The following is a 14,704-nucleotide window of genomic DNA, read 5'->3' as shown; positions in this document are numbered from 1 at the left end:
TCAGAAGCTGTAGCTAAAGCCGATCTTGACGCCGTGGTCCTTCCACTGGTCGCCGATGTTGCCCACGTAGGTGGCGCCGATGGAGCCGCCCGGCATGATGTTGGCCTGAACGCCGCCTTCGAGACGCAGGGTATCGCGGGTCGTGGGCAGGCCCGCGACCGAGAAGGCCTCGCCGGTCGAGAGGATGTTGCGGCTGGTCGCATCGACATCGCCAAAGCTGCGCAGCCAGGCTGCCGAGACGCGCGGGCTGAGCACCGTGGTGGCGCTGACCGGCACTGCGCCGCCCAGACGCAGACCCAGGGTGGTGTAGGTCACATCGCGGGTGCTGTCCGTGACGCCCAGCGCGGTCAGGGCGCTGCCCGTCTCGGTGAAGGCATCGCTCTTGAGATGGACATGGGTCACGCCGGCAAAGGGCTCGGCCGTCACCGCGCCCAGCGGGAGAGCATAGCTCACCTCACCGAAGGCAGAGGCGCTCCTGGCATCATAATCGCCCGCCAGCGCATCGTTGACGCCCAGGAACGCCACCTTGCGCGTCCCGTTCACGTCGAGCCAGCTATAGGAGGCGCCGATCCGGGCGCGCAGGGCGCCCCAGCCACCGCCGGCATAGACCAGCGCGCTGTTGCCGTTGACCGTCGCCTCACTGCTGCGCCCATCGACCCGCACCTTGTTCTGCTCATGCGCAAAGGCCACGCCCAGACGCCAGCCACCAAGGCCCGTATCGACACCGGTGATGAAGCCGAAGGTGCTCTGCGTCGCCTTGATCGCATTGCCATTGCTCTTGAGCGTGCTCCACGCACCGATGCCCTGGCCCCAGACCGCCGTGCTGCCATCACGCAGCGTGCGGGCCGACGAGCCGGCACCGGCCAGCGTGCGGCTGACCACATCGGCCTGCTCCATGCGGCCGATCACCATGTCGCCAAGCCGGCGGGTGCCGTCCACCATCAGCGTGCCCGCGGTCGCCCACAACTCGCCCGACAGCGCATCGAACGCGCGGACGGCGCCGGCTTCCTCAAGCTGCCCCGCCACCGCACGGGACAGGCTGGCATTGTCGTCACTCGCATCCAGCGCGAGGGCCACGGCCAACTGGTTGGGCGTCACCGCCACGCTCTCGAAGCTGCGATTGTTGCGCGTCAGCACGAGCCTGACATTATTGGCGTCATAGCTCAGCTCAGGCGTCAGGAACGGCAGATCGACATCGGTGGCCGCAAACTGCCCGGTCACCCCGCCCGCGGCCGTGATGATCGTGTACTCATTGCTGAAGCGATAATTGCCTGCAGCCGCCAGCACCGAGACCGTGCCGCCCTGGATGGTCGCCGTCCCGCCGACAATCAGCTTGTCGCTCTCGCCCTCGGCATTGACCTCCACCTCATAGGTCGAGCCTGCCTGGAACACGACATTGCCCGCTGCGGTGAGCGTGCCGATCGAGTTGCCCGGCAGCAGCGTGCCGCCATTGCCGACCACGATATTGTTCACCTGCCCGCGACCGCCCAGGGCCGCATCGCTGCCGACCGTGATCGTGCCGCCCATCGAGCCGTTCACCCGCGTCACGATGCCCTCGAGGTTGAGCGCACCGGTGAACGAGCCAAAGCTCTCGCCGGTCAGGTTGATGCTGACGGGCGCGCTGGACGGACCGTTCAGCGCAATCGTTCCGCTGCCGCTGAAGCTGCCGCCGAACAGCGTGTTGCTGCTCTGGTTGACGGTCAGCGTGCTCGTGCCCAGGCTCACCGTCCCGCCAGCGCCGCTCAGGCCCGCAACGGTCTGGTCGGTGCCACTCAGGTCAAACTCGCCATCGTCCACGACCAGATCGGTCGCGCTGTCGAGCTGCGCCAGCAGCCGCACCCGGCCCGCCTGCACCACCGTCGATCCGGTATAGCCATAATCGCCCGAGAGCAGCAGCGTGCCCTCGCCCTGCTTGATCAGGCTGCCGTTGCCCGAAAGAGCGCCCGTGTAATCATAGTCTGCAACCTGATTAAAGATCAGCGTGCCGTCGTTGGTCGTGCTGGCGGTCAGCTCGCCATTGCGGACGCCATCGCCAACCTGCAACGTGCCATTGGCGTTGACGGTCACGGCACCATTGAGCTTGCCCGTGAGCAGCAGCGTCCCGGCATCAACCTTCGTCTGGCCAGCGAACGTGCTGCTATCGCCGGCCAGTACCAACCGGCCCGACCCGGCGTTCACGATCGTGCCGTGCCCGGTGATGCTGCCGCCATAGCTGGACACATCGCTGCGGTTGAACACCAACGTGCCGTTGGCGTGGACGTCGCCAACCAGCGTACCGGCCGTTCCGCCGTTACCGATCTGCAGGGTGCCATCCGCCGCGATCGCGGTCGAGTTGGCATTCATCACGTTGGCCAGCACCAGCTTGCCGCTGTTCACGTTCAACGCGCCAGTATAGGCGCTGCCATCGCCGGTCAGCACCGTCTTGCCCGCAAGAACATCGACCACGCCATTGCCCGACAGACTGGCGGCAAGTGCATAATCGATCCCGCTGTGGTTCAGGACCAGCTTGCCAGCCCCGGCACCGAACTGAATGCCCTGCACGGCGTTGATCACACCAGCCGCCTGGGCCGCACTGCCTGCCGCCGCGCCGATGCTCAGCGTGCCGGTGGAGCCGGCGCGATTGCCGATCTTGATCACCTGGGCGCTGAGGTCTGCGCCATCGGCCAGGGTCAGGACGCCGGCCCCCTCGGCACCGATATAGAGGCCTTCCTCTGTCCGGATCGCCGAAGCTGCGCCGCTTACCGTTACGCTGCCGCTCGAGGCGACATCATTGCCGATGTAGACGCGCACCGCCTCTACCTTGCCGCCGTCCGAGACCTCCAGCGTGCCGCTGCCAAACAGGCCGACATTGATGTAACCTGCCCAGTTCGTCAGGCCATCATTATAGGCGCTCCAGGTCGAGCCAGCGCCGGTCACGATCATGCTCGCCTGCGATCCCGTGAGATTGCCCAGCGTGCCCTGAACCGCGCGCAATGTGCCGCCATTGGAGATCGAGATCGTCGACTGTGCGCCCGCCTCGTTGCCGGCAATGAACAGCCCGCTCATGTCCCAGACCGAGTTGGCACCGCTGATGTTCGCCGCGCCTGTGGAGCCGCTGACGGTGCCCACATAGCCATCCGTGCTGGTGACCCGACCGCCCTGCGCGATGTTGAGCGTTCCTTCGCCGACGTTGCCGACGTAGAGAATGCCGTCATTGGTCCACGTGCTGCCCGCGCCGCTCACGGTAGCCGTGCCCTGACCGGTCGACTCCCAGCCAATGATCGCACCTTGCGAACTCGCCGAGGCGCCATTGCTGACCATGAGCGTGCCCTCGCCAGAGATGCCGATACCGATGCGACCGCTGCCGATCTCAAGCGTGGAGCCTGCTCCATCGACGCTGACGCTACCGACAGCGGACTGAGCCCCACCGATTCGCAGGGATTCGCCGGTGACCCGGCCGCCCGCCTCGATGGTCAGCGTACCGCTGCTGCCCTCCTGGCTCGCCACATCGATCAGGGCGGCTGCCGACAGCAGGGCGCCGTTGGAAACCGTGGCGGTGCCCGTGCCGCTGTAGCCGACCCGCATGTTGCCGGCGTAACCGTTACGGGCGAGAACACTGTAGGTCGTGCCTTCGCCGGTGAGGGTCAGCGTTCCGCTCGAGCCGGTGTCGACGCCAAGCGCGCTGGTGTAGGACGTGACTTCTGCGCCGCCGGACACCGTCACATTGCCCTGGCCAACGGTGTCGTTGCCGGTGCCGCCGATGTACAGGCTGAGGCCGTTGCGCCACACCGTGTCGGCACCGTCGACGATCATCGTCGCCGTGCCGGACCCGTTTCCGCCGATATAGCTGCCGTCAGCCTCCAGCAAACCACCGTCGGTCACCGAGATGCTGCCCTCATCCGCACTGAACCAGCCATCGGCCGAAACCCAGTCGGCCGGCAGTTCGGAATGCAGCGTACCGACCCGAAGCGCCGACCCTTCACCGCTGACGCTGATCGAGCCGCCCGCGCCCATGTAGATGCTGCCATTCACCGTCTCGACCGAGCCGCCATTCATGATGGTCAGCGAACCGGAGGAGTTGGGGTCACGGCTGATCTGTATGGAGCTGGAACTGCTCCAGCTCCCCTCGCCAGAGACAGTGACGGCCCCGGTCGTTCCTCCCATGCCGATCAAGCCCTCGGTGGAATTGAGCGTACCGCCGCTCACGATGTTGAGCGAAGCAATTTCGGCGCCGCCCACGGAGACCGAAGTCGTGACGAGGCTGCCAGTCAGGTTAAATGAACCGCCGGTAACATCCAGCGCGCCATTGAAGGGCGAGCCGTTACCGGTGAACGCGAGCACGCCTTCGCCCGCCTTGACGAACGTCCCTCCGCCGATCAACTCGCCAGCGAACACGGTGTCGCTGCTCTGATCGAGCACGAGCACGCCCCCGTCGGTGCCGACGAGGCCTGCTTGCGCGACAGTGAGCGAGCCCAAGGTCACCTCATTCTGCGAACCACCCACGCCCAGCACGCCACCTTCGACGACATAGTCCTGGCCAACGCCGAATGCGCCATTGCTGCCTGCGTTCAGCGTCCCTTCCTTGACTGTCCAGCCGGTCGTTCCTGTCCCCGTGAGCGTCCAGGTGCCGTCCCCTACCTTCACGAATTCATCGAAATCATTATACTGCACGCCAATCAGGCCGGCATCGAATGACGAGTCGACGATGCCGCCCAGGGCCAGGGTGTTGGTGCCGCTCGCGATATCCGCATCCGCGACGAGACCGGTGATGCTGGAGCCGGCACGCAGTTCCAGTGTCACGTCGCCGGCACCCATCAGAATGGCGTGGCCGGACGAAGCCCCCCCTGCAATGACGCCCGAGTTGATGATTGTGGTCGGCGCATTGTTGGTGACGATAGCGGTTTCACCCAGGATCGACCCGGAATTGGTGATCTGGACCGTGCCGCTGACCGCGTCTGCATCCACAGCCGCGCTTTCGCCATTCGCCTGCAGCGTTCCACTATTGTCGATGACGACATTGCCGACCGGTGTGCGCGCCTGAACGGCGCTGCCGGACCTGGCGGTGACGGTGCCGGTGTTGGTGATGGTGATGGCGCCGGAGCCTGCCTCATCCGGATCGAAGCCCGCTATGGCAAGAATACCGGTCTCGCCTTCTGCAAGGCCCCCATTGGTGATGGTGATGTCACCGATCTGCGAGGCGCCCTGGATCGCCGGCCCGGACTCCGATGTCGCGATGCCCTGCTCCTGATTGTCGATCACCACTTCGCCGTCCGGCGTCCAGGCGACAAGTGCCTGATTGTTGACCGACGATACCGAGGCATTGTTGGTGATCTTCGCAAGACCGTTGTAATTGACGACGCGGATGCCCGCTGCCTGAGCCTGCACCTGGCCGGTGTTGGTCACCGTCACCTCGACCGGCTCGACATCATTGTAGCCGCCGTCGGCGTAAATCCCGCGCTGCGTGAAGTCTGCGGGGTTTACCGTTGGGTTGACCGTGATGGCACCGCTATTGGTGACGCTCACCGACCCAGCGTTGGTGGTCGCGGAAATGCCGTTGGTGTTCACGCCGGAGACGGTCAGCGCCGCATCGTTCTGGATCATGATGTCACCCGCAACCTGGTTGCGCACCCAGATGCCACCGTTGCCACCCACGCTATCCACTGTGACGTCCGGGCCCAAGGTGACCGAAATGTCGTTCCGACCCACGATATTGGAACTGACGTTTACGCCGCCATTATTAGTGGTGCTGATCGTGGAATTGGTGATGAGGAGCGTCGAGGTAATGTCGCCAGGGATTGTGTTATCCCACGTATAGTAGCTCACGCCATCGACTGTGATGCTCTCCTCGACCTGTGCGCCATTCACGGTGAGGCTGGTATCGCCTCCTTCAATACGAGCCTTAACCAACGACGTATCGCAGAAAAAAAGCGTGACATCACCCGTCACTTCGCAAACTCCGGTATCGGCCTGCGCGACCGATGCGCCCGCCAGCAGCCCCGCGATACCGACACTGCTGAACAGACCTGCCTTGAGAGCCTGCCGAACGGCGCTGCGCGTTTTGATTGCCTTACCCTGCATTACGAAATCCCCTCGTGTGGGCCCACCGCCCAGATGATGTGAAGGGCAAACCGCCATGCAGGTGCGGTTCAACGGGATTTGAGACAGGGATCGAAGCGCGACGACAGGGAGCGCAGCCTGAGGTTCAAACGAACCCAATGACCTTCTCACAGCAGGCTACACACGATATCCGAAAATGCTCTGTTTCATCCCCCGGTAGCCCCGCTACCCCATTGGGGCCGGAGGCTTTGCGTCCCGCCGTTACCGACAGTTTGCCCTTGTCGAAGGCAACGAACGCCCGTGGGGCGGAGCCGTCATCTTCAGGAGGAATATTAACGTTAGCTGAGCGGCAGCGCAACAAAAAAGCCCGGCCTTGTCGAGATGGCGCGCATGCAGATCGGAGCCATGCAGCTGATTTGTCGTGTGAAAATTGTCGCCCTCGGTCTGGAGCGGGGTCATAACCGGCCGTGTTAAGCCGATAACTATAGTTAACTTCAACGCAAGCACGACGTCGATTGCGCTGCATCCGTTGCTCTAAAATATGGTTGCCCCCCGCGACGTGATCGTTACAGCCGTCGCTGGTCGGGCAACCACGCCGAAAGGCGCCGCACTGCCTCTTGCACTTCGGCTTCCGTGATCGCAAAGCTCAGCCGGATGAACCGATGGCCATTGACCGGATCATGGTCGAGCCCCGGCCCCATGGCGAGCCCGGTTTCCAGGAGCAGCTTCTTGCAGAACGCAGGGCTATCATCGGTAAAGTCGCTGACATCCGCATAGATGTAGAAGGCGCCATCCGGCGGCGCGATGCGTCGCAGACCGAGGGCTGGCAAGGCGTCCAGCAGAATGTCCCGGTTACGGGCATAAGTGGCGCGATGCGCTTCCAGCTCTGACGTGCAGTCCAGCGCCGCCAAAGCGGCATGCTGACTGATCGATGGCGCGGTCAGGAACAGGCTGCCCATATAGGCGCGTGCCCGCTCGACCATGGCGCGCGGCACATAGAGCCAGCCGAGCCGCCAGCCGGGCATGCAGTAATATTTGGAGAAGCTGCTGACGATCATCGCATCCGGTGCGAATTCCCCCATCGAGCGGCAAGGTTCGCCATAGCTGAGGCCATGGTAGATTTCGTCCGAGATGATCGCGACGCTGCGCTCCCGGCAGAGCCGCGCAATCGCCTCCAGTTCGGCAGGCGCGATGATCGTTCCGGTGGGGTTGGCCGGGCTGGCGACGATCACACCCTGCGGTGCCGGATCCAGCGCCGCGAGCGCGCGCGCCGTCAGCTGAAAGCGCGCCTGTTCGCCGCATTCGATCTCGATCGGCGTCATGGCGAGCGCGCGCACCGTGTTGCGATAGGCGACATAGCCCGGCCGGGCCATGGCGATCCGATCACCCGCCTTAAACCGGGTGCTCAGCGCAAGGACCAATGCCGGCGAGGCGCCGCAGGTGAGCAGGAACTGATCCGGCTCGGCTGCCATGCCGTACCGCTCCCTATAGAGCTGGACGAGCCGCGCCTGCAGCGCAGGACTCTCCCAATAGCCCATCGGATCGATGCCGAGCGCGTGGCGCGCAGCGTCCAACGCGGCCTGCGGCGCCCCCGTGGAGGGCTGGCCAAACTCCATATGGAGAACCGATCGCCCCTCCGCGCCCAGGCGATAGGCCAACTTGCTCAATTCTATGGCCTGAAACGGCTCGACTTCCATCAGATCATCCATCGCTCGGTACAGCGCCGATAGCCGGCCCCGGCACAGATGCCAACGGTGCATCCCCTACCGGTCGGAGCCGGAGGACTATGTCTCGAAAAATCAATTAAGGAGGGACAAGCAACCCTCGCGATCGTCCAAGCGGAAGGCAGCGTCCGCGATAATTTCGGATAGGTTGCCGCTGCGGCGCTGCGGTCGCCGACATGATCGAGGCCCAGTGCACCGCGCGTCGACACCACCGCGGCGCGGTGCCCGGCAGGATCAAGCGAGCCCCGTGACCTCAGCCATTGGCGGATGACGGTCAACGACGATGCGCGCCACTTTTCGAGCCTTTAGCATGGCGCGTTGTGTGTTCTTCGTCCCGACCCTGGATGCAAGCCACCTTCAAAACCGAGCTGCTTGACCAATAAAACATGTAAACATATGTTTATAGTGAAGTAAGCGCGACTGGCGCCGACCGGCCTCGCATGCAGTGTTGGCCGTGAGCAACCGCTCCTGGCCTGGCGATCAGAGAGGATTCAGATATGAAGATGCGATTGTTGGGTGGCCTTGGGCTTGTCACTGCCTCGCTGGCCGCTGGCGCCGCTCCCGCCGCTCCATCCATCGCAAGCCAGGCCGAAGCCCCCAACACCCAGGTTCGGGTGGAGCGACGGTTGGTGCACTCACAAGCCATTGCCGGCAATCTTCTGGGGACCTCCGCCGAGCGCGAGGTCTTTGTCGTTCTTCCCCCGAGTTATGGCCGCGACATCAAGCGGCGATACCCTGTCGTCTACGCCCTGCACGGCTTCTCCATCGATGCAGCAAGCTGGATGCAGAAACTCGATGCGGCCAGGCGGATCGCTGCAGCTTTTGCTGCGGGAGTGCCGGAGGTCATTGTCGTGTTCCCCGATGGGAGCAATGAGTATGGCGGATCTTTCTATGGCAGTTCTACTGTCACCGGCGACTTCGAGACATTCATAGCGGATGAACTGCCTGCCTATATCGACCGGGAGTTCCGCTCGATTCCAGAGGCGGCCGCGCGTGGCTTGATGGGGCATTCCATGGGCGGCTACGGCGTCGCGCGCATTGGCATGAAGCGCCCAGGGCGGTTTGGCGTTCTCTACATGATGTCGCCCTGTTGCCTGAGCGCTCTCGGAACGCAGGGATTGACCGCAAAAGAAGTGAGGGAGATCAACGATCTTGCATCCCCTCAGGCTGCCCGAGGCCTCCCGTTCAAATATGCAGGGCCACTTGCGACAGCGGCGGCCTTCTCGCCCAATCCGGCGAAGCCGCCGCTCTTCGTCGATCTGCCGATTACGGAACAGGGCGAGTCGCGCGAGGCGATCATGGCCAAGCGCGCAGCCAATGCCCCGCTCAGTTTCATCGACCAGTATGTCGCTGCTCTCAGGACCTATCGCGCCATTGGCATCGACGTCGGCGATCAGGACACGATCGTCACCGCAGCAACCGAGCTCCATAAAAACCTAGATAACTATGCTATAAGCAATCAACTGGACATTTATCCGGGCGATCACAGCAGTAAAGTTCCGGAAAGAATGCAAAAAGAAGTCCTCCCATTCTTCGGAAAAAATCTGAAAATTGTCGTAGATCGATAAACATATACATGAACTCGCTCAGCGAGATCATACATGTAGACAAGACATATCTGTAGTTGATCACATATTTTATCGCCCGACTCATCACAATCCTGTCTCATTTTTACAAAATAGATACATCGCACCTCCGCCAAATTCCTCTGGAGTTCGCCGATTATTAGGATTGCAGCTGCCGAAAATGCGCGCTAGATCGCTAACCGGAAAAATATCCGGAAATATGGCGAGCATCGCGAGAGGCGACGAGAGGGTCTCCATTTCGCTAGAATTCGCCCGAGGGAGACTGAGATGAAAAACCTGGAATTGGCAACCATAAGCTCGGCAGCGCTGGTTCTCGCTTTGTTAGCAGGGCCGGCAAGCGCACAGGTTGGATCGGCATCGGCGGCCCCGCAAGCGACGCCACAGGACAGCCGGGCAGGCGGCCTTGAGGACATTGTGGTTACCGCCACGCGCCAGTCGACGAATTTGCAGGATACGCCGATCGCCATCACCGCGGTCACGGCCGAGGCGATCGAGCAGAAGGGGATCACCAGCGTCGGCGAACTGACCGCTGTGGTTCCCAACACGCAATTCCGGAAGTCGCAGGGTGCATTCGGGCCCGGTATCGATGCGACGATCCGGGGGATCGGCAATCGGGATACGAGCCTCGCCAGCGAGCCTGTCGTCGCTTTCTATCTCGACGACGTCTATTTCCCGACGCTGCTCGGGTCGAACTTCGATCTTCTGGATATCGAGCATATCGAGGTGCTCCGGGGTCCGCAGGGCACCCTGTTTGGGCGGAATTCACTCGCCGGCGCCGTCAACATCATCAGCAAGCAGCCCTCCACCAGCGATGTTTATGGGCGTATTCAGATCACAGCCGGCTCCTATGACCGCATGGACTTCCGCGGCTCGCTAAATCTGCCGTTGAACGAGCAGCTCGCCCTCTCCGTTTCTGCGCTTTCGAAGAAGCGGACGGGCTATCAGAAGATCCTCGATTTCACCTGCGAGATGCGCGCGCGCGGCACGCCTGCGCTATCGGGCTCCTTGCCTTATGCCTCGACCCTCAACATGCCGACCGCCGGGTTCACGCCCAAGGATTGCGTCGTCGGCCATCAGGGCGGCGAAGATGTGCAGGCCTACCGGGGGTCCTTGCTCTGGAAGCCGTCCGAGGATCTGCGGTTCACGGTGACGGGCGACTATATCCGCGATACGAGCGAGAATAACGCCGATAGCATCGTCGGGATCATCAACAACCGGGTGTCCGGGACGGTCGTGTCCGCCGCCAACACCTTGGGTCTGGCCTATGACACCCGCTTCCTGACGGGCGATCCCTACAGCACCTATGCCAGCTTCAGCGATCCCATCGCCGCAGGCACGGTCATCCCGGGCAACACATTCTATAATGGCTTGCGGATCAATGGTGTGGCCGTACGCGGCGGCGCCAGCTTTTCGCCGTTCATCGACCTCAAGAACTGGGGCGTCTCAGCCAAGATGAGCTGGGACATCAATCCCGACATTAATTTCCTCGCGGTGGTCGCCCATCGTGAGATGGTCGAGACCCATTCCTATGACGATGATGGCTCGCCGCTCAATGTGGTGTTGCGGTCCAATACCTTCTCGGAGGAATATTGGACGGCCGAAGCGCGCCTGTCCGGCAAGTCATCGTTCATCGACTGGGTCGTGGGCGGCTTCTACTTCACGGCCGATGGCTCGCAGCACGCCGCCTTCATCTCGCCCCAGAGCTCGTTCCAGCGGCTCATCGATTCTGAGTTCAACCCAACCAGCAAGGCGGTCTTCGCCAACGCCACGATCCGGCCATTTGGTGAAGCGCTCAGCTTCGTGGGCGGCCTGCGCTATTCAGACGACAAGAAGGTCGTCGACTTTTATAACGTCCTCGACACCTCGCCCAGCGCCAGCGACACGGTCTTTTACGTCGTTCCGCAGCAGACGCGGTTCGACTGGAAGGCCGGCGTCAATTATCAGCTGGCATCGAACGCGCTCATCTATGTGTCCGCTGCGACCGGCAACTCGCTTCCCGGCTTCGATCCGCGCCCGCAACAGCCCTCGCAGATCGCGCAATATGATGGCAATGACGACATCGCCTACGAAATCGGCGCCAAGCTCGATCTCTTCGATCGTCGGGTGCGCCTGAATCTCGCGGCCTTCTATACCGACTTCAAGAACCGCCCGACTTCGATTTCAGGATCCGAGGCCCTGCTGGACGCAAATGGTCAGCCCGTGCCCGGAAATCGCACGCTCGTCCCACTCGCGGGAGGCCCTGCGGGGTCGACCACCTGCGGTGCGGTCGTGGCGGCAGGCACCGGGATTACCTGCCTCGGACGGACCTACTATCGCAATCAGGCTGCAAAAATCCGCGGCTTTGAAGCCGAGTATACCATCAATCCTGTCGATGGCCTGCTCATCAATGGCTCGGTGGGGTACACCAAGCTGACGGCGCCGGACATTCGGGAGCGCGCAGTCAACCGGCGGCAGAATTCGCCGTTCTGGACGGCGAATGCGGGCGTGCAGTACACGGCGGAGCTTCCGTCACTGGCCGGATCGATCACGCCCCGGGTGGACTGGATCTATGAATCGAGCCAGGTGGTGTCCGGCACGTCGACCACCTTTGATAACCTTATGCCGGCGCGTTCGGTCTTCAATGCCCGCCTGACCTACGACAACGACGAATATGACTTCTCGATCGCCGTTGGAGCCACGAACCTGTTCGACAAGGTTTATTATTATAACGTGTTCGACTCCCAGGCGTTGGGCGCGGCCTACACCAACGCGCAGCCGGCGGCGCCACGCCAGTTCTACCTGACTGTGGAGAAGAGCTTCTAATAATGCGCTGAGCCGAGCATTCGGCTTGCCCCAAAGCAACACAGGGCTGTCGGCTGGCGCCGGCGGCCCTGTCTGCTTCCGGCTCTGTCCGCCATGCAGGATCGGCTAAGGGCGTCAGCTTGATTCTGACCGCCAGCCGTGGAAAGCAGAGCAGCATCATTCCCCGCGAAAAAGTCGGAATATTGAACATGGCCAAATCGAAAACGCAGACTGGGGAGCAGGAGGGCGTGCGCGCGGTGGATGACGACTTCATTCCCTCGCTGGAAAAAGGGCTAGCCGTCCTGGAGTTGTTCGGATCGGACAATCCTGACTGGACCTTGAGTCAGATTGCACGGGAGCTCAAGCTCACGCCGGGAACCACCCGCCGTATTCTGCGGACCCTGGAGAAACTCGGTTATGCCGTAGCCGACGAAGGCCGGTTCTGCCTCACCCCCCGGGTTCTCAAACTCGGCTTTTCCTATCTCTCGTCGCAGCCATTCGCCGCCATCGCGAAACCGCTTCTAACCCAGCTTGCGCGCAGGCTGAATGCGACGTGCTGCATCACGGTGCTGGACGAGCGGGATGTGGTCTACATCGCGCGGGGCACGCATAAGCCGATCGAGCCCTTTTACGTGCATGTCGGCGCGCGACTACCGGCCTATGCGACGGCGCCCGGCAAGGTCCTGCTCGCCGGATTGGCGCCGGACGTCTTGGACGAGCGCCTGATAGGCTGGGACTTCCAATCCTTCACGCCTAACACCCTTTCGAGTGCCGCAGCGCTGAAGGCCGATGTGAAAGAGGCGCGGAGCAAAGGCTATGCCTTGAACGATCAGGAGATCTTCCTCGGCCAACGCTCCATTGCCGTCCCCCTGTCGCTGGGCGGGGTTCAGGCGGCTTCGATTGTCGCAGCCGCCTCGGTCAGCAGTGCGTCCCTGGATCGGCTGGTGGCCGATCTGCTTGGCCCATTGCAGGAGGCTGCGATCGAGATCGAACAGGCGGCGTCTTCGCTGCTCTGAGGGCAGCTGCACCGGCGCAACTAATCCTTCCAGGAAGCTTTCCAGGTCGCGCAGACTTTGTTGCCGTCAGGATCACGCAGATAGGCGATATATGGCTGGCCGTAACTGCCCGGCCGCGTGCCAGGCGCGCCATCGTCTACCCCTCCATTGGCCAACCCGGCACGATGAAACGCATCGACATGTTCCGGGCTTGGCGCCCGAAAGCCGATCGTGCCGCCGTTCGCGAAGGTTGCCGGATCGCCATTGCGGGGCGCCCTGACGGCGAAGCCCTGCTCGCCGCAGCGATAAGAAAGCAGGGGCGCGTCCGGGGCGGCGGCATTGGCATGCCCCAGTGCCCCCATCACGGCATCGTAAAACTGCCGCGCTCTCTCCAGGTCGTTCGTTCCGACAAAGATGTGATTGAACATCATGGCTGGGACACGCAGGCCGCTGCTGTGCACCCCGCCCGATCGAGGCGAATGCCCGAAACGGAGACCCGCTGCATGACCCGCCGCTCGCCGTGATAATCATTGACGGCATAGTGCAGGACTTGGAGATTGTCCCAGAACGCCACCGTTCCCGGGCGCCACTTGAGACGGACCTGATATTCCGGTCGCTCGCACTTCTGGAACAGATATTGGAGCAAGGGCGCGCTCTCTTCCTGTGTCCATCCCTCGAAATGGGTCGTGTAGCCGCGGTTGACGAACAGCGATTTCCGGCCGGTGATCGGATGCCGGATGACCACGGGATGGATCGCCTTCACGACCTTTGCCTTGGCGCCAGCATATTGGGGCAGCAGGGACATCGACGTGATGACCCGCTCGTTATTATGCTCTGCGCGCATCGTCTCGAGCTGGGTCTTCATGCCCTCGGAGAGATCATCATAAGCGGCAGCGAGGCTCGCAAACACCGTGTCGCCGCCGGCTGACGGCAGCACCTTCGCCGCGAGGATAGAGCCCCAGGACGGAACCTCGTTGAATGTCTGGTCGGCATGCCAGCCTCCGCCCACATTCTTTAGCTGCTGCTCTTCCTTCTCGATCATCGTGATCTGCGCGTCCGCCACTGGCGCGCGCTTTGCGCCCGGCAAGGCAAAGCGGCCTGCAAATGCGCGTTGCCGGTCGGCGCTGAGATCCTGATCGCGGAAAAAGATGACGCCATTCTCGGCGAGAGCTTTTGTGATCTGCTCGATCGTCCGGTCATCAATATCCTTGGACATGTCCACATTGCCAATCTCGGCGCCGATGAGACCGTTGATCCGCGTGACTGAAATGTCGTCCAAATTTCCTCTCCGAACCCCGCGATGCATCGCTCTCGTCTGGGCGGGCGCCTGCTCAAGACGCCGCTGGGACGCTGCTGAAACCTGCCCGCGCCGCAATAAGCCGGAAAATATTCCGGATTCACAAATTGCATGGCTTTGTCTGCGGCGCAAGCCATCCTCCGACCTTGAGAAGCGGAAATTTCTCCGGTAGCATCTGCGGATCAATGGATGATGCAAGACCGGCGGTGGGAAACTGCCTCCGCGCCCTGCGAGCCTCCTGACATTCTTCATCTGCCTTTCCGGGGAAGACCGAATCCATGAGAA

The 14,704-nt window shown here is 62.4% G+C and carries 7 protein-coding genes and 1 riboswitch; of the genes, 3 read left to right on the top strand and 4 right to left on the bottom strand.

The features are described 5' to 3' along the window. Complete coding sequence (locus M2342_RS06845) at window positions 1-6,057, bottom strand: autotransporter domain-containing protein (RefSeq protein ID WP_264578536.1); 6,057 nt, start codon at window positions 6,055-6,057, stop codon at window positions 1-3. Between the two features lie 191 nt (window positions 6,058-6,248). Further along, window positions 6,249-6,323: riboswitch (cyclic di-GMP riboswitch) on the bottom strand. Between the two features lie 279 nt (window positions 6,324-6,602). Beyond that, the gene (locus M2342_RS06840; RefSeq protein ID WP_413715125.1) at window positions 6,603-7,733 is read right to left on the bottom strand and encodes a pyridoxal phosphate-dependent aminotransferase; all 1,131 of its coding nucleotides are present in this window, start codon (window positions 7,731-7,733) and stop codon (window positions 6,603-6,605) included. 524 nt (window positions 7,734-8,257) lie between these two features. On the opposite strand from M2342_RS06840, the gene M2342_RS06835 reads away from it, so the two are divergent. The 3 genes from M2342_RS06835 (at window position 8,258) to M2342_RS06825 (ending at window position 13,143) form a co-directional block, all read left to right on the top strand. Beyond that, window positions 8,258-9,328, top strand: coding sequence for an alpha/beta hydrolase (locus M2342_RS06835; RefSeq protein ID WP_264578534.1), 1,071 nt, complete (start codon window positions 8,258-8,260; stop codon window positions 9,326-9,328). 285 nt (window positions 9,329-9,613) lie between these two features. Next, window positions 9,614-12,148, top strand: a complete 2,535-nt coding sequence (locus tag M2342_RS06830; protein WP_264573772.1) for a TonB-dependent receptor — start codon at window positions 9,614-9,616, stop codon at window positions 12,146-12,148. Window positions 12,149-12,267: 119 nt separating this feature from the next. Then, a complete protein-coding gene (locus M2342_RS06825) occupies window positions 12,268-13,143 on the top strand; it encodes an IclR family transcriptional regulator C-terminal domain-containing protein (protein ID WP_264578533.1) in 876 nt (291 codons plus the stop codon). A gap of 20 nt (window positions 13,144-13,163) precedes the next feature. Here the strand turns inward: M2342_RS06825 and M2342_RS06820 are convergent, their stop codons facing one another. Both M2342_RS06820 and M2342_RS06815 read right to left on the bottom strand, forming a co-directional pair. Further along, entirely contained in the window at window positions 13,164-13,550 is a 387-nt protein-coding gene (locus tag M2342_RS06820) for a VOC family protein (protein ID WP_264580007.1), read from the bottom strand. Further along, complete coding sequence (locus M2342_RS06815; RefSeq protein WP_264578532.1) at window positions 13,550-14,401, bottom strand: TauD/TfdA dioxygenase family protein; 852 nt, start codon at window positions 14,399-14,401, stop codon at window positions 13,550-13,552. The genes M2342_RS06820 and M2342_RS06815 overlap by 1 nt, the downstream gene beginning before the upstream one ends. Window positions 14,402-14,704 lie beyond the last annotated feature (303 nt).

Source organism: Sphingobium sp. B8D3A, from assembly GCF_025961995.1.
Classification (GTDB): domain Bacteria; phylum Pseudomonadota; class Alphaproteobacteria; order Sphingomonadales; family Sphingomonadaceae; genus Sphingobium.
The sequence above is the reverse complement of the archived record's forward strand: the minus strand, read 5'-3'. Positions and strand labels throughout refer to the sequence as shown.